This is a genomic window from Novosphingobium ovatum, assembly GCF_009909235.1.
GTDB lineage: Bacteria > Pseudomonadota > Alphaproteobacteria > Sphingomonadales > Sphingomonadaceae > Novosphingobium > Novosphingobium ovatum.
Map to the genome: position 1 here is coordinate 382,781 of NZ_JAAAPO010000003.1, position 17,019 is coordinate 399,799.

A 17,019-nucleotide genomic window follows, 5' to 3' on the forward strand; every position below is an offset into this window, starting at 1 on the left:
CGTGTGTGCAAGCGCGCGGGCGCGTCATTTGCCCGTGCTGGGTGCCATTTTTGGTCCAATGCGCAGCTTGCTTGGGGGGCGTTTTTCCCGCATGACCCATCGCATGACAGAGGGGGTCCCGTCTCAGACCTGTGCATTCACGGTGGAATATCCGGCGGATGGCGCGCAACCGGCGTCCGTGCGCGCGGTGCTGGCGGGGCCGTGGCTGGTCGGCACGGTCAGCGCGGTGGATGCCGATGTGCGCGCCGCCGCCAGCGATGTGCGGGCGATTGACGCATCGCGCGTGCACGAGATCGATACCGTGGGCGCATGGGTGATCGCCCGGTTGATGGCCGAAAGTGGCGCGGTGCTGATCGGCGCCAGCGACAAGGCGCAGCGTCTGATCGCCGCCGTGCAGGACGCCCGCCCGCAGGATGAACCACCCGCCCCGGCAAAGCCTTTGGCCGCGCGGATGGTCGCGCGTGTCGGGGAAAATGTGATCGGCGCGGGCGCGGGTGTTTTGGCGATACTCTCGTTTCTGGGGGCGCTGTTGTCGGCGTTGGGCGGCACGATTGCCCATCCGCGCCGGTTGCGCGGGCGCGCATTGATCCGCCAGATCGAACTGGTGGGCATTGATTCGCTGGGCATTATCGCCTTGATGAGCTTTCTGGTGGGGATCGTCATTGCCCAGCAGGGCGCGGTGCAGTTGCAGCAGTTCGGCGCCGAGATTTACACGGTGAACCTGACCGGGCGTCTGGCGTTCCGCGAATTGGGCGTGTTGATGACCGCAATCATGGTGGCGGGTCGTTCGGGCAGCGCCTTTGCCGCGCAGATCGGCACGATGAAACTGACCGAGGAAGTTGACGCAATGCGCACCATCGGCGTTTCCCCGACCGAGGCGTTGATCTTGCCGCGCGTCTTGGCGGCGGTGCTGATGATGCCGCTGCTGGGCTTTTATTCCTCGATCATCGCGATTGTCGGGGGCGCGGTGATTTCGGCGGTGACGCTGGACATCCCGTTCTGGAATTTCATCGCCCGCGTGCAGGAGGTGGTGCCGCTGCGCGACCTGTGGGTGGGCGTGGTCAAAGGGCCGGTGTTCGGGCTGATCATCGCCATGACCGGCTGTTATCAGGGCATGATGGTGTCCGGCAATTCCGAGGAGGTGGGCCATCGCACCACCAATGCCGTGGTGCAGGCGATCTTTGTGGTGATCGTGCTGGATGCGTTTTTTGCGGTGTTCTTTTCGGAAATCGGCTGGATATGAGCGGGCAGGGCACAGGCGGCGCGGCCAGCGAAGCGGCGATCACGATCGAGGGGTTGGACAACCGCTTTGGCGATCATGTCATCCACCACGACCTGTCGTTGCAGGTGCGCCGGGGGGAGATTCTGGGCGTGGTCGGCGGATCGGGCACGGGCAAATCGGTGCTGATGCGATCCATCATCGGGTTGCAGCGCCCGACGCAGGGACAGATCACCGTGCTGGGGCAGGATGTCGATGCTCCACCGCAACACGGCATGGGGGATATCCGCAGCCGTTGGGGCGTGCTGTTTCAGGGCGGGGCCTTGTTCTCCACCCTGACGGTGGCCGAAAATGTCGAGGTGCCGTTAAAGGAATTCTATCCTGACATGTCTGCCCGCCTGCGCCGCGAGATCGCGCGCTACAAGGTGATGCTGACCGGCCTGCCGCAAGAGGCGGCCGACAAGTTTCCTTCCGAACTGTCGGGCGGCATGAAAAAGCGTGCCGGATTGGCGCGGGCCTTGGCGCTCGACCCTGAACTGTTGTTTCTGGACGAGCCGACCGCCGGGCTGGACCCGATTGGCGCGGCCGCCTTTGACCGGCTGACGCTGGAGTTGCAGGACACGCTGGGGCTGACGGTGTTTCTGATCACGCATGATCTGGATACCCTGCACGAGATTTGCGACCGTGTGGCCGTGCTGGCCGATAAGCAGGTGATCGCCTGTGGCACCATCGCGCAACTGATGGCCAGCGACCATCCCTGGATTCAGGACTATTTCAACGGCCCGCGTGGACGGGCCGCCGCTGCCGGTCATCTGCCTGTGGGCGATGCGCTGGACTTTGGCGCGCAGACAAAGGCATAATGGGGCAATGGAGACAAGGGCCAATCATGTCTGGGTGGGGGCGGTTACGCTGGCGCTGCTGGTGCTGGCGGCCGGGGTGTTCGTCTGGGTGGCGCAACTGAACCGCGGCATCCAAAAGGACTATGACATCTATTTCACCCAATCGGTTGATGGTTTGGCGCGGGGCACGCCGGTGACCTATGCGGGCGTGCCGGCGGGACAGATCAAGGAGATCGAGATCTCGGACAATGATCCGGGGTTGGTGCGGGTGCGCATTGCGGTGAACGAACGCATCCCTGTGCTGGACGGGACAACGGCCTCGATTCAGGGCAGCTTTACCGGCGTGTCGAACATCCAGTTGAGCGGCGGGCGCAAGGATGCCAAGCCAATCACCGCGCTAGGTCCCGATGGCGCGCCGGTGATCCCGCCCAAGCGCAGCGGGCTGGGCGCGTTGTTGTCGAACGCCCCGCTGTTGATGGAGCGGCTGGCCACTCTGACCGACCGTCTGACGCTGATGCTGTCGGACAAGAATCAGAAGTCGATCGAGGGCATTCTGGTCAATACCGAGCGGTTGACCGGCCATCTGGCCGATGCCTCGCCGCAGGTGAAGACGGTGCTGAATGATCTGGACTCGACGCTGATGCAGGCGACGATCACGCTGGGTGAGTTCGAGAAGGTGGCGGGACGCGCCAATGCGATGTTGGATTCCAATGGCAATTCGCTGGCCAGTCAGTTGCAGGCGACACTGAAATCGGCGCAGGCGGCCGCCGACGCGCTGAAGCAGACCGCCGATGACACCCGGCCGGCCGCGCGGCAGTTGTCGGCCAATACCCTGCCCGAGGCGGAGGCGGCGCTGCGCGAATTGCGCGCTACCTCGCGCGCGCTGCGGGAACTGACGGAAAAGATTGATGCGCAGGGCATTTCGGGCGCGATGGGATCGCCGCCTGTCCCTACGTACAAGCCATGAAAAGGACTCACGCCATGACCGCCATGCCTTGCGCCCAACTGTGGGCGCGCTGGTCCGCCGGAACGCTGCTGGCCGGGGCGGCGCTGTTGTCGGGCTGTGTGACGGTGGGCAATGCCAAACCGCCCCAGCGCCTGTTGCATCTGACGTCCGAAGTCCTGGCGCCCGCCGGTGGAGCGGTGGTGGCCAGCCCCGGCAATGTGCTGGTGGTGGCTGAACCGCTGACCGACCGGGCGCTGTCGATCCCGCGTGTGGCGGTGCAGGTCAGCCCGTCAGAGATCGCCTATCTGGACGGCGCGGCATGGGTGGAGCGGCCCGCGCGCCAATTCCGCGCGCTGTTGGCCGAAACCTTGCGGGCGCAGGGGGGCGCGCTGGTGATCGAGGATGACGCCGATACCCCACGCGGCGCCACCCGGTTGGAGGGGCGCTTGCTGGCGATGGGCTATGACGCGCGGCAAAAAGCGGCGGTGGTGCGCTATGACGCGATCCGCCGCGGCGCCGATGGCACGGTCACCATGCGCCGGTTCGAGAGCGTCGAGACAGGCATCATGCCCAAGGTAGCAGCGGTGGCCCCGGTGCTGAACCGTTTGGCGAACAAGGTGGCCGCCGATGTGGCGGTGTGGATGGCCGCGCCCGTGAAGTAAGGGGGCACGGCCGCCCCGCTTATCCCTGTCGCGCCATTTCGGCAAAACGCAGAGATGTCAGGAAAGCCGTGCGCCGCTTTGCCCGGCGTTCCTCGGCCTCCTCATCGCGACCCCACAGATGGGCCTGCCACTCCTCTTCCAGACTGGCCGCGTCCCACAGCTTTTCCGCGTCCATGCCCGGCACCAACGCCTCCAGTGCAATGACCAGCGAGGCTGCCAGACTGGCCAGATTGCGCAGCGCTGCCAGCGTGAAATCGTCGGCGCGCTCCAATTCGGCCCGCAGATGGTCCAGCGTGGCGGCGGGCTGCGGGCGGTGCATGATGCCCGACACGCGCTCAAACCGTACTTCGCGCCGGGCTTCGGCGGCGGTCAGCACCGGCTCCCACACCTCGCGCTGGCGGTGGTACAATGCCTCGTCAGGATCCGCGCGATAGCACAGCGTGTCGGTTTCGGCATAAGGCAGCAGCCCCGCCACCGTTTCCGCCCGCTCATTGGCCACGACATCGATCGCGTAATCGGCCATGTCGCGCAGAATAAAGCGTGTGGGGTCGATCTCGGCGGGCTGGTCGGCCCATTCCTGTGCCATCGCGCTGGCCAATGCCTGCGAAGGTACCACCTGCGGGCGACCACCCACCGTCTTGATCTTGCGCCCGTCCAGCGCGACCGAAAACCCGCCGTCCACCGGAACGGCGGTCACGTCCTTGTAAAACCGCTTCATTTGTCCATTTTCTTCCAGCGGCGCGTCAACATCAGCGGGAACAGCACGACGTCAAACACGCCCATCAACAGGATCAACAGGCCGACAATTGGCGGCAACGCCACCTTGCCCGCCATGATCGCGGCGCCGATCAGCGCCAACAGCACGCCAAAAAAGCGTACCATCGTCAGCCGCTTGTGGCGGGCCTTGGCAAGTTCGGGGCTCATCGCAAAATCTCCAGCAATTCCTTTGCGCTGCGGGCCACTGCCACAGCGCCAGCCTGTGTCAACTCTGCCGCGCTGTGATAGCCCCAGGCGACACCAATCGGGCGCACGCCTGCGGCCACCGCCATCGCCATGTCAAAGCTGGTGTCGCCGATCATTACCGCATCCTGCGGCGTGGCCATGGCGGCATCCAGCGCCGCCTCCAGCATGGCGGGATGCGGCTTTGACGGGTGGCGGTCGGCGGTTTGCAGCGTGACGAAATGGTCGTTCAGCCCATGCGCGGTCAGGCAATGCAGCAGTCCACGGTCGCTTTTGCCTGTCGCCACGCCCAGATCCCAGCCATCGGCGCGCAAGGCATCCAGCGCCATGCGGATGCCGGGAAACAGGGGTTCGGCAATCCGGCCTGCGGTGCGGGCGGCGCGGAACGCCTGCTTGTACCCCTCGGTCAGCGCGGCCTGCAGATCGGCATCGGCATCGGGGGCCAGGCGCCGCATCGCCAGCGGCAGGCTGAGCCCCACGGTGCGCAGGATATCGCCGCGTTCGGGCGCGGGCAGGCCCAGTGTGGTAAAGGCCTCGACCATGGTCAGGCAGATGTCCGCCTGACCATCGACCAACGTGCCGTCACAATCAAACACCGCCAACCGCACCGCGCCCGCCGTCATCAGCCACGGCCCCGTGGCGTCGAAGGACGGCCAACTCCGCGCCCACCGGCGGGACGCGGCGCGCCACCTGCCGGTTTGCCTCCCGTTGGCTTGCCACCAGCGGGCCTACCACCAGCAGGCTTGCCACCAGTGGGTTTCGTCGGCTTGGGCGAGCCAAGCCCCTTTTTCACGCCGCCCTTTTTCGCTGGCGGAATGCGGCTGTCATTGCGGGTGCGGCCGGTTTCGGCGCGGCCACGGCGTTCACCCTTGCGCTCCTTGCGGTAATCCTTGGCATGGGCGCGGGCGGCGGCCTTGATTTCTTCGCGCGTGAGTTCGCCGCTGGGGTCGGGGATGTATTCGCCGTCGTTCTCGTCAAAGCCCAATTGCGCCAGACTGGCGGCAAAATGGTCGGGCAGGGCGGCCTCGACGTCCAGCATCGTGCCGTCCGGGTGATCGATGATCAGGCGGCGGGCGTGCAGATGCATCTTGCGGCTGATGCTGCCCGACAGGAAAGCGTCCTGACCGCCATATTTGCCGTCACCGATGATTGGGTGGCCGATGGCAGCCATATGCACGCGCAACTGGTGGGTACGCCCCGTCAGCGGTTGCAGCTCCACCCAGCAGGCGCGGTTGCCCGCCCGGTCCAGCACGCGATAGCGGCTGCGGCTGGGCTGCCCCTGTTCGGACTGGTCCACCATCATCTTTTCGCCGCCGGTGCCGGGCTGTTTGGCCAGTGGCAGGTCGATCAGGCCTTCCTCGATGCTGGGGACGCCCGCGACCAGCGCCCAATAAATCTTGCGCGCGCCACGGGTAGAGAATCGCTTGGAGAAGAAGGCCGCGCTGCCCGGCGTTGCCGCCACCAGCAGGACGCCACTGGTGTCCTTGTCCAGACGGTGGACCAGGCGCGGGCGCGGGCCATGCGTGGCATAGGCGTCCAGCAGGCCGTCGACATGCTCATGCGTGCCGCTGCCGCCCTGAGTCGCCAGACCCGGCGGTTTGTTGATGACGATGGCGGCCGGATCGCGGTGGATCACCATCGCGTCAGCCATCTCCAATTGCTCTTCGGTCAATGGTTTGCGCTGGCGGGCAGACTTGCCGGCGGCAGCGCCGCGCACATGGCTGTCACCCGGCGGCACGCGCAGGGTCTGGCCCTTGGTGATGCGGTCTTCTGGTGCGGCGCGCTTGCCATCCACGCGGATCTGGCCGGTGCGCGCCCAGCGCGAAATCGTGGCGAATCCCACCTGTGGCAGGTGGCGCTTGAACCAGCGGTCAAGGCGGATGCCATCATCGTCACCACCGACGATGAACTGGCGAACGTTATGCTCGGTCTTTTCGGTCATGGCGCGCCTTAGCCGATCATGCGCATCAGGTACAGACCGCCAAACAAGGCGGCAAAACCGGCCAGCAGCGAGGTCCCGACATAGATCGCCGCCAGCCCCAATTGGCCGCGCTGGACGAACAGGGCAAATTCCAGCGCAAAGGAGGAGAAGGTGGTGTAGCCGCCCAGAACGCCCACCGCCAGCAGCAGTCGCCAGCCTTCGCCCGCCGGACCGTGGCGCGCCAGCCAGCCGGTCAGCACCCCCATCAATGCCGCGCCCAGCACATTGGCGGTCAGTGTGGCCCATGGAAAAGCGCTGGCCGCGACCGGCCCGATCGCCGCGCTCCACAATCGTCCGGTGGCAAACCGCGCCCATGCGCCAAGCCCGCCGCCGCCGGCGACAAGGGCCGAGGCAAGCAGAAAGCTGGGGGGGGAGGGGGATGTGATGCTCATGATCCGGCCATAAACCGCCCTGGCGCCGCGCGAAAGGGTGCCAATCGCCCGATTTGCGCGCCTTGCCTGCTTTTGTGTCTGCTTTTGTTGGCGGTTATGGCCGCATTCGTGCTGGATGGTGGTCGTTGACTGGGGCGAATCCCTTGCCTTTGCCGGACGACTCTGCTAGCGGCCCCGAATTCCAGCCGGACCCACTGCAGGATTCGGCACTATCCGTGTTCCATATCCTGGGTGTTACCCCGCATATTCTGCGATTCGGGGTTCTCGCCGGCCAGATTTTTTGAGGTGGTTTTTCTTATGCAGATTCTCGTTCGGGACAACAATGTTGATCAAGCTCTTCGCGCGCTGAAGAAGAAGCTGCAGCGCGAGGGCGTGTACCGCGAGATGAAGCTGCGCCGCCACTTCGAGAAGCCGTCGGAAAAGCGCGCCCGTGAAAAGGCTGCCGCTGTCCGCCGCGCTCGCAAGCTGGAGCGCAAGCGCGCTGAGCGTGACGGCGCCAAGTAAGGCCCGTTAGGCAGGTTGTGCTGGCGGTAACGCCAGCCTGATCTGCGGCAAACGCTAAAGAATGGCCCGGCCCTGTAAGGGGTGCGGGCCTTCTTGCGTTTGGAGCGGGGCAGGGCTGTGGCCGCAGGGTGGCACCTGACACATTTGCCCATGTTCATCGCGCGATCAGGCGTTTTGCAGGGCTTGCCCCGCAGGGCGGCTTGCGCCAATAGGGCGCCAGAGATTCACGCGCGCGAGAGCGGGTGTGGCGGCGCGCCGTCCATTCCGATTGCCATGCCTGACAGGAAAGCCAGATGACCGAGATCACCCGCGTTCCCCTTCAGCCGATTGCCAAGGGTTCTGTGTCCAAGCTGTGGCTGGGCGTGATTGCCGCCGTTGTGGCCGGGGGCACCGTGGCTGCCGTTGCGCGCCCGCCGATGGTCTCGGTCGAGACGTTGGTGGCGGGCAAGGGGGCCCACCCCACCGCCAGCGACGTGGTGATGATCGCCTATCAGGGCCGTCTGAAGGATGGCACCGTGTTCGACCAGAATGAGCGCGCGCTGATGCCGATGGAGGGCGTGATCCCCGGCTTTATCAAGGCGATGTCGCAGACCCAGAAGGGTGGCAAATACGTCTTCCACATCCCTTCGTCGCAGGCCTATGGCGCCAAGGCGGTGGGGCCGATCCCGGCCAATTCCGACCTGACCTTCCAGGTTGAGGTCATGGACTTCATGAACCGCGCCGAACTGGAGCAGCGCCAGCGCATGATGGAGCAGATGATGCGTCAGGGCGGCGGTGCGCCTGGTGGTGCGGCTGGCGGCGCGCCGGTTCCTCCGCCGGTTCAGTAATCGCGGGGCAGGCGGGTTTTGCCCCGCCTCGCCGCTTGAAGCTGTGTCAGCGCGGTGCTAGCGCTGGAATACAGGCAGCCATGCCGCCCAGTGTCGGGGTTTCCCCGGCGCGGGCGGCATGATTGCATCTGGTTTTGTCTTTTCGAACAAAGGTAATTGCATGTCGGTCGATACCGCCACGGTGGCCAAGATCGCATCGCTGGCCCGCATCAAGGTAAGTGAGGCGGAAGTGCAGGCGATGGTGCCCGAGCTTAACGGCATTCTGGCCTGGGTTGAGCAATTGGGCGAAGTGAACGTCGCCGGCGTTGAGCCGATGACGGCCGTGATCCCCAATACGCTGCGTCTGCGCGCGGATGTGGTGAATGCCGATCCGCTGACGGGTGGAGATATCCGCGATGCGGTGCTGGCCAATGCGCCGGTGGCCGAACATGGCTTTTTCGGCGTGCCGAAAGTAATCGAGTGATTGGGGTGATCGAATAATGACCAATCTGACCGAACTGACGCTGGCGGAAATCCGCGGTGGCGTCGCTGCTGGCACGTTCAAGGCTGTTGAGGTGGCCGAGAGCTTTAATGCCGCCGTGGCCGATGCGCAGGCCGCGCTGAACGCTTTTATCGTCACTACGCCCGAGGCCGCGCTGGCCGCCGCCGCCAAGGTTGACGCCGACCGCGCCGCTGGCAAGCCGCTGGGCAAGATGGCGGGTGTGCCGATCGGCATGAAGGATCTGTTCGCCACCAAGGGCGTGCAGACCACCGCCGCGTCCAAGATCCTCGCAGGCTTCAAGCCCGAGTACGAATCGACCGTCAGCCAAAAGCTGTGGGATGCGGGCGCGGGCATGCTGGGCAAGTTGAACCTTGACCAGTTCGCCATGGGGTCGTCGAACGAAACCAGCGCTTTTGGCAATGTGATCAGCCCGTGGCGCCGCCCCGGCGACACCGCGCCGCTGGCGCCGGGTGGCTCGTCGGGTGGGTCTTCGGCGGCGATCGCGGCGCGTTTGTGCCCGGCTGCGACCGGCACCGACACCGGCGGCTCGATTCGTCAACCCGCGGCCTTTACCGGCATTTCCGGCATCAAGCCCACCTATGGCCGCTGCTCGCGCTGGGGTGTGGTGGCCTTTGCCAGCAGCCTGGATCAGGCCGGGCCGATGGCTCGCACCGTCACCGATTGCGCCATCATGCTGGAGGCGATGGCCGGTTTCGATCCCAAGGATGCGACATCGCTGGACATGCCCGTCCCCGATTGGTCGGCGGCATTGTCGGCAGATCTGCGTGGCAAGAAGGTGGGCATTCCGCGCGAATACCGTCTGGATGGCTTGAGCGCGGACGTTGCCAAAAGCTGGGACGATGGGATCGCCTGGCTGAAGGACGCGGGCGCCGAGGTGGTGGATGTGTCGCTGCCGCATTCGAAATATGCGCTGCCGACCTATTACATCATCGCCCCGGCCGAGGCCTCGTCCAACCTCGCGCGCTATGATGGCGTGCGCTATGGCCTGCGCGATCTGCCCGATGGCGCCAACCTGCAGGACATGTACGCCGCCACCCGCGCCGCCGGGTTCGGGCCAGAGGTCAAGCGCCGCATCCTGATCGGCACCTATGTGCTCTCGGCCGGGTTCTATGACGCGTATTACACGCAGGCGCAAAAGGTGCGCACGCTGATCGCCCGCGACTTCGAGGAAGCGTTCAAGCAGTGTGACGTGATCCTTGCGCCGACCGCCCCTTCGGCGGCCTTTGCGCTGGGCGAAAAGAGCGCCGATCCGCTGGAGATGTATCTGAACGACGTCTTCTCGGTGCCGGCGTCGCTGGCTGGCCTGCCCGCGATGAGCGTGCCGGCAGGCGTTGACGCGCAGGGCCTGCCGCTGGGCCTGCAGATCATCGGGCGTCCGTTTGACGAACAGGGTGTGCTGAACGCTGGCCTCGCGATTGAACAGCGCGCCGCATTCAGCGCCAAGCCGGAAAAGTGGTGGTAAGATGAGCAATTATCGCATTCAGGGCGCAACCGGCGAATGGGAGGTCGTGATCGGCCTGGAAGTCCATGCGCAGGTCACCTCCAACGCCAAGCTGTTTTCGGGCAGCGCCACGGCCTTTGGCGCCGAGCCCAACAGCCAGGTCAGCCTGGTGGACGCGGCCATGCCCGGCATGTTGCCCGTGCCGAACATGGAGTGCATCCGTCAGGCCGTGCGCACCGGCATCGCGATCAACGCGCAGATCAACAAATGGTCGCGCTTTGACCGCAAGAACTACTTTTACGCCGATTTGCCGCAGGGTTATCAGATCAGCCAGTTATATCACCCGCTGGTGGGTGAAGGCAGCCTGACGATCGAGGCGGACGAGAAGGCCGGTATCCCCGAGCCCAAGACCATCGGCATCGAGCGCATCCATGTCGAGCAGGACGCGGGCAAGCTGATGCATGATCAGCACCCGACGATGTCCTATGTCGACCTCAACCGTTCGGGTGTGGCGCTGATGGAAATCGTCAGCCGCCCCGATATGGCCAGCCCTGCCGAAGCGGGGGCCTATTTGTCCAAGCTGCGGACGATCCTGCGCTATGTGGGCTCGTGCGATGGCAATATGGATCAGGGCAGCATGCGCGCCGACGTCAACGTGTCGGTCCGCCGCGCCGGTGAGGCATTGGGCACGCGTACCGAGACCAAGAACGTCAACTCGGTGCGGTTTGTCATGGCCGCGATCGAGCATGAGGCCAACCGTCAGGTCGACGTGCTGGAGGCGGGCGGCACCATCGTGCAGGAAACGCGCCTGTTCGATCCCGACACCGGCTCGACCCGGTCGATGCGGTCCAAGGAAGACGCGCATGACTATCGCTACTTCCCCGATCCCGACCTGTTGCCGCTGGAACTGACTGACGCTTTTGTCGAGGAATGCCGCGCGTCCCTGCCCGAACTGCCCGATGCCAAGCGCGCGCGCTATGTCGATGGGCTGGGGCTGTCGGCCTATAACGCCGCCGTGCTGACTGCCGAGGTCGAGACGGCGCGCTGGTTCGAGGCACTGCTGTCCGCCACCGCCGCCGCCCAGAGCAAGGGTGAGGCTGACGTGGCCAAGCAGGCGTCGAACTGGCTGACCAGCGAGTTCTTTGGCGCGCTGAACAAGGCGGGCAAGGATCTGGCCTCCAGCCCGATCAGCCCCGAAGGCGCGGCCGAATTGCTGGCGCTGGTGGGCAATGGCACGATTTCCGGTTCGATCGCCAAGGCGGTGCTGGAAAAGATGCTGGAGACCGGTGAAGGCGCCAACGCCATCGTCGAGCGCGAAGGGCTGAAGCAGAACAGCGACACCGGCGCGATCGAGGCGGTGATTGCCGATGTGCTGGCCAAGAATACCGACAAGGTCGAGCAGTACAAGGGCGGCAAGGAGGCGCTGTTCGGGTTCTTTGTCGGTCAGACGATGAAGGCCATGCAGGGCAAGGCAAACCCCGGCATTGTCAATGAATTGCTGAAGAAGGCATTGGCCTGATCGGCTGAAACTGAGCGGTATTATAGCCAAAAGTGAGGGAGTGAGCCGGTGGCTTGCTCCCTTTCTTGTTTTGGGCGTACCGGGCATTTGCAAAATGTAATGCGTTGACCGTGCTTTATATTTTTATATGTTTGGCGCCTTGGTAACTGGGGGCGACACCGGATGCGTTTGATGGGCTGGGGCGGCGCGCTGTGCGCGGGCCTGACGATTTTTGCTGTGCCGATGGGCGCGCAGGGGCAAACGGCGCCCGCGCCAGCGGCCCCGGTGGTGGTGGCGCAGCCACAGTTGCGGATCGCACCGGGGGCCGCGGCCAATGACTTTGTCATCCCCGAAACCCTGCCGCCGATGCCGGCGCTCGATTTCGTTGAAAAGCCGGACTATCCGGTAGACCCCGACAAATATTTCTATTTCCACCGCGACGCCACCACGCTGGAGGACGCGCTGGCCGACATCCGCGAATGCGATGCGCTGTCCAGTGGGGCGAATGTTTATGCCGGTAACAGCGCTGCCATGGCCGGCGCGATGGCGCAATATGGCGTGTTGGCGGGGGGCATCGGTGGCGCCATCGGCAGCGCGATGGCCGATGCCATCTTTGGCTCGGCCCGGCGGCGCAAGGAGTACAAGGTGAACATGCGCAACTGCATGGGCTGGAAGGGGTATCAGCGCTATGCCCTGAGTGCCGAGCGTTGGGAGGTGTTCAACTTTGAGGAAGGGTTGGGCCGCAAAAAGGAAGACGTGCGCAATCTGGCGCTGCTGCAGCAGGCGATGGTGGCCAGCGGGCCCAAGCCCAAGACCAAGGAGTTGGGCCAATGAACGGTGTGATCAAGGCGTTGACGATGGGCGTGGCGCTGAGCGCTGCGGCATGGGGCGAGGTGGCGCAGGCTGAGAAAAGCGACCGTCCCGAACCAGCCAAGGCCATCGAGGCGAGCGCCATGGCTGCAGGCGGCTACAAGTTCAAGCCCGAGCGCGGCTATATCCTGATGTCGGCGCACAGCCGCGTGGGGTTTGGCACGTTCCTGCGTCTGCCCGATGCCCGCGACTGGAAGGCCTATGAGGCGGATCTGCAAAAGGCGTTGGTGCGGGCGCAAAAGGCCTATCCTTCGCTGGTGTCGCAGTGGCAGTTCGATACACAATTGGCCAAGGACAACCACAAGCCCCTGCCGCCCAAGCCCGTCGAGCCTACGCTGGCCGATGTCTCGGCCGAGCGTCCCGAAACGCGGAACATGGCGACGCTGGGGCCGATGTTCGTCTTTGCCAAGGATAAGGACCGCTTCAATTATCTGAGCGAGGTTGAGCCGGGGACCTATGTCTTTTTCGGGATGCTGTCGCAGGTGGAGCAGTTGCCCAGCGTGTGCATGTGCATGGGCACGGTGTCCTTCACGGTCAAGGCGGGTGAGGTGACCGATCTGGGCAATATGCTGGAACGCTTGCCGCAACTGCCGGAAAAGCCGACGGCTGGCATGGGCTCCGCGGCGATGCAGGCCAAGTTGTGGGCCAAACAGCGCGAGCGCAGTCAAATGGGCGAATTGTGGGGCGCGCCGGGGCTGCCCGCCGATTGGCGGGTGACGCGCGCCGAATTGTTCGCCTATGGCAAGATGAACAATCTGACTGGCGCGCTGATTGACCGCGTCGCGCCGATTCCGGGCATTCTGGCCTATCGCCATGACACGGTGATCGACGCGCGCACCGGTCAGGATGTGCCCAGCCCGACAATCATGACCCGCGCAAAGTTGAAGCACTGAATACGGAAATTGGTCTATTTCCTCTGAATAACAAAGATTTAAATCGCGGAATTCACTGCCGCCATCCCCTGTCATAGGGGGGGCGGCCATTTTGGGGTGTGCAATGAAAAAGATCTATACCGCCGCTTTGTGCGCAGCAACGCTGGGCCTGTCTGGTTGCGCTTCGACGCAGGCTGTGTTGAGCAAGCCGGTGACGCAGGTATTCCATTCGGACAAGAGCCAGAATGAAGTCGCCTTTTGCCTGGCGAACAAGAACATGACCGCGGCATTGGATCGTGATGACGGGTCCAAGGTTGTGTTGATCAAGAATGGCTATGGCGGCGTTTCGATGGCCTTTACCGTGTTCAAGGAAGGCACGGGCAGCCGCACCGAATACCGGCTGGAATTTGGCACGGTGGGCGGCGTCTGGAAGCAGTGCGTCGGCACGCCCGAAGGCCCCAAGCCGGCTGGTGTGAAGTAAAACTTCCCAGCTTGCCTGAGATGTAAAAGGGCCGGAGCGGCGTTGCTGCTCCGGCCCTTTGTATGCCCATGTGCCCTGCGCGCTTATTGCCCCGGCGGTGTGGCGATTTCCACCGGCAGGCCGGCGTCCTTCAACTGGGGCTCCACCTTTGCCCGGTCGCCGACGATGACAAACACCATGCCATCGGGTTGCAGATGCTGGGCCGCCATCGCGTCCAACTTGGCCGCGGTCACCGCGCGCAGACGGGCGGGCTGCGTGGTGACGTAATTGTCCGGGCGGCCCAACAGATCATTCGTCGCGATCGTGCCCAGCACCTGGGCGTTGGTTTCATACGCGCTGGGCAGGGACAGGATGTTGCCTTCGGTCACGCGCTGCAATTCCACCGGGGTCACCTTGGCCTTGGCCGGGAACGCCTTCATGTCGGCGATCATGGCGCGCAGCGCATCGCCGGTGCGGTCGGTCTGGACCGGCGCCGACAGGATCAGGCTGCGCTGGCCGAGCGCCAGACGCACCCCGGTCGATACGCCATAGGACCAGCCCTTGTCCTCGCGGATGTCGGTGTTCAGGCGCGAGAGAAAGCCAGCGCCCAGCACCTCATTGGCCAGATCCAGCGCTTCCATGTCGGCAGTGCGGCCAGTGATCGGCAGCACCTTGCCTCCCAGAATGACCGATTGCGGCGATTGCGGCCGGTCGATCAGCACGATGCGCGGGACAGGCGCCGGGGCGGGGCGGTCGATCGGCTTGATGCTGCGCGGGGTGGCGGGGGCCTGCCAATGGCCAAAGGCGGCTTCCAGTTGCGGGATCAGGTGGTCCATGGTGATATCGCCCACCACCGTGATCCGCGCCGCGTCAGGCCGCAACCAGCGCTTTTGCGCCGCGCGCAAGGCGTCGGGGGTGATGGCGCTCAGGCTTTGCGCGGTGCCCAGACCATCGCCGGACATGCCATAGGGGTGCGCCGGGCCAAACAGGATCGGGGCCAGCGTCATCGCTGCGATGCTGCGCGGGGATTTCAGCGCCTGCGCCAGACTGGCCAGCCGCTGTGCCTTGACGCGGGCGACATCGGCATCGCTCAGCGCGGGGCGGCGCAAGATATCGGCCATCAGTCCCAGCGAAGGCGACAGATTGGCCGCCAGCGCGTTCAACGTCACGCTGGACGTGTCCAGCGAGGTGCCGAGGCTGATACTGGCCCCCAGCCGCTCCTGATCCTCCTGCACCTGTGTGGCGTTGCGGGTCTGGCCCACGCCATCCTCGGCGCGGGTGCCCTCGTCCAGCATGGCCAACAACAGGCCCTGCGTGCCGGGCGTGTCCAGCGCATCGGCGGCCAGCCCCGCGTCAAAACTGATATGGACAATCACCTTGGGCACTGCGGTGCGGCGGGCCAGCACCACAGGAATGCCGTTCGACAGCGTGGCCCGTTGCAGCGCGGGGAAAGCCAATCGGCCCACCGGCGCGACAGGCGGTGCCTTGCGGGCGGGGCCGGTCTTGACCGGCGGGACAGGCTTGCGCGGGTCGGGGGTGGGAGCCGGGCGCGTGGCCTCGTCACCCCAACCGCCCATCGTGTCGCCGTTTTGGGTGCGCTCACCGGGCGTCACACCGATGGCCAGCACCGGGCGGCCCAGCCATTTGCGCATCGCGTCGCGCACCTGTTCCGGGGTGATGCGGGCCAGTTCGGTCAGCTCGGCCTTGTAATGGGCCGGATTGCGCGAATAGAGCAAGCCTTCGGCCAGCGTGGTGCCCTTGCCGCCAAAGCCGCCGACCACCTCCAGCGCGTCGATCTCGTGCGAGAGCGTGCGCGTGGCCGAGCGGCGGACCTCGTCGGGCGTTGGGCCATCGCGCAGGAAGGTGGCGATCACCGCGTCCAGCGCGGCCTCTGCCTGCGCGCGGTCAACGCCGGGGCGGATGTCCATGCTGACCTGCAACACGCTGACCTGCTCATGGGCTTCGGCCTCGGCGCTGACCGAGATGGCCATTTCCTTGCCGCGCACCAACGCATTGTCCAGCCGCGACGAGGCCAACCCACCCAGCACATCCATCCCCACCGACAGCGCCACCGCATCGCGGTCATTCAGGCCGGGGCCGCTCCACACGCGCAACAGGCGGGTGTTGGCCACACGGTCGGTCATTTCGCGGCGGATGGGGGCGGGCAGAGTCACCGGCCCCGCCTGTACCGAGCGCACCACCGGACCAGAACGGATCGCGCCAAAATATTTCTCGACCAAGGGCCGGGCGGTGGCCGCGTCGACATCGCCTGACAGCACCAGTATGGCGTTGTTGGGGGCATAGTGATCGGTAAACCAGCGGCGCACATCGGTCAGGCTGGCCGCGTCCAGATCCGCCATCGAGCCGATCGTGCTGTGGCGATAGGGGTGGCCCACCGGAAACAGCCCATCGCCGATCACATATTGCAACAGGCCAAAGGTCTGGTTGTCGCCCTGCCGCTTCTCGTTCTGGACAACGCCGCGTTGTTTATCCAATTTGTCCTGCGTGACGGCGGGCAACAGATGCCCCATCCGGTCGCTTTCCAGAAACAGCGCCAGTTCCAGCGCGCCGCTGGGCACGGTTTCGACATAGTTCGTCCGGTCATACCACGTCGACCCGTTGGTCGATGCCCCCACCGCTTCGAGCGGGACGTCAAAATCGGGGACGTTGGCGCTGCCGCCAAAGAAGAGATGTTCGTACAGATGGGCAAAGCCGGTGCGACCGCGTGGCTCATGCTTGGACCCCACACGGAAATAGGTGGTGACACCGATGATCGGCGCCTTGCGGTCGGTGTGGACCAGAACGGTCAGCCCGTTCTTCAGCACGAACCGTTGATAGGGAATGTTGACCGAGGCCACCAGCGAGGACAGCGGCGCAGGCGCCACGCTGATCGCGGCGGGCGTGGGGGCGGGCGCCGTTTGCGCCCATGCCGGTGCCGCCGCCGCGCCCACCAGCGCCAGCGCCGAAACGCTCAGCCGGACGGATTGCGAAACAGAGGAGAGGATCGAATACATGGCCAAGTCCTTTGGCGGGCAAGGGGCCGCCT

At 65.0% G+C, this 17,019-nt stretch carries 18 protein-coding genes; 12 read left to right on the forward strand and 6 right to left on the reverse strand.

Annotated elements, in window-relative coordinates; genetic code table 11:
* Positions 1-103 precede the first annotated feature (103 nt).
* From GTZ99_RS09410 to GTZ99_RS09425, 4 genes are read left to right on the forward strand one after another with little or no spacing between them, the layout of a single operon-like run.
* Complete coding sequence (locus tag GTZ99_RS09410; protein ID WP_161718154.1) at positions 104-1,243, forward strand: MlaE family ABC transporter permease; 1,140 nt, start codon at positions 104-106, stop codon at positions 1,241-1,243.
* The gene (locus tag GTZ99_RS09415) at positions 1,240-2,079 is read left to right on the forward strand and encodes an ABC transporter ATP-binding protein (RefSeq protein ID WP_161718157.1); all 840 of its coding nucleotides are present in this window, start codon (positions 1,240-1,242) and stop codon (positions 2,077-2,079) included. Before GTZ99_RS09410 ends, GTZ99_RS09415 begins: the two co-directional genes overlap by 4 nt.
* Before the next feature lie 7 nt (positions 2,080-2,086).
* Entirely contained in the window at positions 2,087-3,025 is a 939-nt protein-coding gene (locus GTZ99_RS09420) for an MlaD family protein (protein WP_161718159.1), read from the forward strand.
* Positions 3,026-3,039: 14 nt separating this feature from the next.
* Positions 3,040-3,666 (forward strand): ABC-type transport auxiliary lipoprotein family protein, encoded by a 627-nt coding sequence (locus tag GTZ99_RS09425; protein ID WP_227711217.1) that lies wholly within the window; start codon positions 3,040-3,042, stop codon positions 3,664-3,666.
* Between the two features lie 19 nt (positions 3,667-3,685).
* Here GTZ99_RS09425 and GTZ99_RS09430 read toward each other — a convergent pair whose 3' ends face one another.
* Genes GTZ99_RS09430 through GTZ99_RS09450 form a run of 5 tightly spaced genes read right to left on the reverse strand, consistent with a single transcriptional unit; the run spans position 3,686 to position 6,999 of the window.
* Entirely contained in the window at positions 3,686-4,384 is a 699-nt protein-coding gene (locus tag GTZ99_RS09430; RefSeq protein ID WP_161718161.1) for an ATP12 family chaperone protein, read from the reverse strand.
* Positions 4,381-4,590 carry a hypothetical protein gene (locus GTZ99_RS09435; RefSeq protein WP_161718163.1) on the reverse strand — a complete coding sequence of 70 codons (210 nt, stop codon included), beginning with the start codon at positions 4,588-4,590 and terminating at the stop codon, positions 4,381-4,383. Before GTZ99_RS09435 ends, GTZ99_RS09430 begins: the two co-directional genes overlap by 4 nt.
* The gene (locus GTZ99_RS09440) at positions 4,587-5,249 is read right to left on the reverse strand and encodes an HAD-IA family hydrolase (protein ID WP_161718165.1); all 663 of its coding nucleotides are present in this window, start codon (positions 5,247-5,249) and stop codon (positions 4,587-4,589) included. The genes GTZ99_RS09435 and GTZ99_RS09440 overlap by 4 nt, the downstream gene beginning before the upstream one ends.
* The gene (locus tag GTZ99_RS09445) at positions 5,249-6,568 is read right to left on the reverse strand and encodes an RluA family pseudouridine synthase (RefSeq protein ID WP_161718167.1); all 1,320 of its coding nucleotides are present in this window, start codon (positions 6,566-6,568) and stop codon (positions 5,249-5,251) included. Before GTZ99_RS09445 ends, GTZ99_RS09440 begins: the two co-directional genes overlap by 1 nt.
* A gap of 8 nt (positions 6,569-6,576) precedes the next feature.
* Complete coding sequence (locus tag GTZ99_RS09450) at positions 6,577-6,999, reverse strand: fluoride efflux transporter FluC (RefSeq protein WP_161718169.1); 423 nt, start codon at positions 6,997-6,999, stop codon at positions 6,577-6,579.
* Positions 7,000-7,296: 297 nt separating this feature from the next.
* On the opposite strand from GTZ99_RS09450, the gene rpsU reads away from it, so the two are divergent.
* The 8 genes from rpsU to GTZ99_RS09490 all read left to right on the forward strand — a co-directional run bounded on the left by rpsU (position 7,297) and on the right by GTZ99_RS09490 (position 13,994).
* Positions 7,297-7,503, forward strand: a complete 207-nt coding sequence (gene rpsU, locus GTZ99_RS09455; protein ID WP_008995590.1) for a 30S ribosomal protein S21 — start codon at positions 7,297-7,299, stop codon at positions 7,501-7,503.
* A 293-nt stretch (positions 7,504-7,796) separates the two neighbouring features.
* Positions 7,797-8,330 (forward strand): FKBP-type peptidyl-prolyl cis-trans isomerase, encoded by a 534-nt coding sequence (locus tag GTZ99_RS09460; RefSeq protein ID WP_161718171.1) that lies wholly within the window; start codon positions 7,797-7,799, stop codon positions 8,328-8,330.
* 160 nt (positions 8,331-8,490) lie between these two features.
* Positions 8,491-8,793, forward strand: a complete 303-nt coding sequence (gene gatC, locus GTZ99_RS09465; protein WP_161718173.1) for an Asp-tRNA(Asn)/Glu-tRNA(Gln) amidotransferase subunit GatC — start codon at positions 8,491-8,493, stop codon at positions 8,791-8,793.
* A 16-nt stretch (positions 8,794-8,809) separates the two neighbouring features.
* Positions 8,810-10,294 (forward strand): Asp-tRNA(Asn)/Glu-tRNA(Gln) amidotransferase subunit GatA, encoded by a 1,485-nt coding sequence (gene gatA / locus GTZ99_RS09470; protein ID WP_161718175.1) that lies wholly within the window; start codon positions 8,810-8,812, stop codon positions 10,292-10,294.
* Between the two features lies 1 nt (position 10,295).
* Positions 10,296-11,792 (forward strand): Asp-tRNA(Asn)/Glu-tRNA(Gln) amidotransferase subunit GatB, encoded by a 1,497-nt coding sequence (gene gatB, locus GTZ99_RS09475; RefSeq protein WP_161718177.1) that lies wholly within the window; start codon positions 10,296-10,298, stop codon positions 11,790-11,792.
* A 162-nt stretch (positions 11,793-11,954) separates the two neighbouring features.
* Positions 11,955-12,605, forward strand: a complete 651-nt coding sequence (locus tag GTZ99_RS09480) for a hypothetical protein (RefSeq protein ID WP_161718179.1) — start codon at positions 11,955-11,957, stop codon at positions 12,603-12,605.
* Positions 12,602-13,534, forward strand: a complete 933-nt coding sequence (locus GTZ99_RS09485) for a hypothetical protein (RefSeq protein ID WP_161718181.1) — start codon at positions 12,602-12,604, stop codon at positions 13,532-13,534. Before GTZ99_RS09480 ends, GTZ99_RS09485 begins: the two co-directional genes overlap by 4 nt.
* Before the next feature lie 103 nt (positions 13,535-13,637).
* The gene (locus GTZ99_RS09490; RefSeq protein WP_227711218.1) at positions 13,638-13,994 is read left to right on the forward strand and encodes a YajG family lipoprotein; all 357 of its coding nucleotides are present in this window, start codon (positions 13,638-13,640) and stop codon (positions 13,992-13,994) included.
* 83 nt (positions 13,995-14,077) lie between these two features.
* On the opposite strand, the gene GTZ99_RS09495 is transcribed toward GTZ99_RS09490, so the two are convergent.
* On the reverse strand, positions 14,078-16,987 hold the full coding sequence (locus GTZ99_RS09495) for a M16 family metallopeptidase (RefSeq protein ID WP_161718183.1): 2,910 nt from the start codon (positions 16,985-16,987) through the stop codon (positions 14,078-14,080).
* Between the last annotated feature and the right edge of the window lie 32 nt (positions 16,988-17,019).

Excerpts from the sequence above, each read along its gene's own strand:
- gatA (WP_161718175.1), top strand. The coding sequence starts at position 8,810 with ATGACCAATCTGACCGAACTGACGCTGGCGGAAATCCGCGGTGGCGTC.
- GTZ99_RS09445 (WP_161718167.1), bottom strand. The coding sequence starts at position 6,568 with ATGACCGAAAAGACCGAGCATAACGTTCGCCAGTTCATCGTCGGTGGT.
- GTZ99_RS09415 (WP_161718157.1), top strand. The coding sequence starts at position 1,240 with ATGAGCGGGCAGGGCACAGGCGGCGCGGCCAGCGAAGCGGCGATCACG.
- GTZ99_RS09435 (WP_161718163.1), bottom strand. The coding sequence starts at position 4,590 with ATGAGCCCCGAACTTGCCAAGGCCCGCCACAAGCGGCTGACGATGGTA.
- gatB (WP_161718177.1), top strand. The coding sequence starts at position 10,296 with ATGAGCAATTATCGCATTCAGGGCGCAACCGGCGAATGGGAGGTCGTG.
- GTZ99_RS09485 (WP_161718181.1), top strand. The coding sequence starts at position 12,602 with ATGAACGGTGTGATCAAGGCGTTGACGATGGGCGTGGCGCTGAGCGCT.
- rpsU (WP_008995590.1), top strand. The coding sequence starts at position 7,297 with ATGCAGATTCTCGTTCGGGACAACAATGTTGATCAAGCTCTTCGCGCG.
- GTZ99_RS09425 (WP_227711217.1), top strand. The coding sequence starts at position 3,040 with ATGACCGCCATGCCTTGCGCCCAACTGTGGGCGCGCTGGTCCGCCGGA.
- GTZ99_RS09490 (WP_227711218.1), top strand. The coding sequence starts at position 13,638 with ATGAAAAAGATCTATACCGCCGCTTTGTGCGCAGCAACGCTGGGCCTG.
- gatC (WP_161718173.1), top strand. The coding sequence starts at position 8,491 with ATGTCGGTCGATACCGCCACGGTGGCCAAGATCGCATCGCTGGCCCGC.
- GTZ99_RS09460 (WP_161718171.1), top strand. The coding sequence starts at position 7,797 with ATGACCGAGATCACCCGCGTTCCCCTTCAGCCGATTGCCAAGGGTTCT.
- GTZ99_RS09430 (WP_161718161.1), bottom strand. The coding sequence starts at position 4,384 with ATGAAGCGGTTTTACAAGGACGTGACCGCCGTTCCGGTGGACGGCGGG.
- GTZ99_RS09495 (WP_161718183.1), bottom strand. The coding sequence starts at position 16,987 with ATGTATTCGATCCTCTCCTCTGTTTCGCAATCCGTCCGGCTGAGCGTT.
- GTZ99_RS09410 (WP_161718154.1), top strand. The coding sequence starts at position 104 with ATGACAGAGGGGGTCCCGTCTCAGACCTGTGCATTCACGGTGGAATAT.
- GTZ99_RS09420 (WP_161718159.1), top strand. The coding sequence starts at position 2,087 with ATGGAGACAAGGGCCAATCATGTCTGGGTGGGGGCGGTTACGCTGGCG.
- GTZ99_RS09450 (WP_161718169.1), bottom strand. The coding sequence starts at position 6,999 with ATGAGCATCACATCCCCCTCCCCCCCCAGCTTTCTGCTTGCCTCGGCC.
- GTZ99_RS09480 (WP_161718179.1), top strand. The coding sequence starts at position 11,955 with ATGCGTTTGATGGGCTGGGGCGGCGCGCTGTGCGCGGGCCTGACGATT.
- GTZ99_RS09440 (WP_161718165.1), bottom strand. The coding sequence starts at position 5,249 with ATGACGGCGGGCGCGGTGCGGTTGGCGGTGTTTGATTGTGACGGCACG.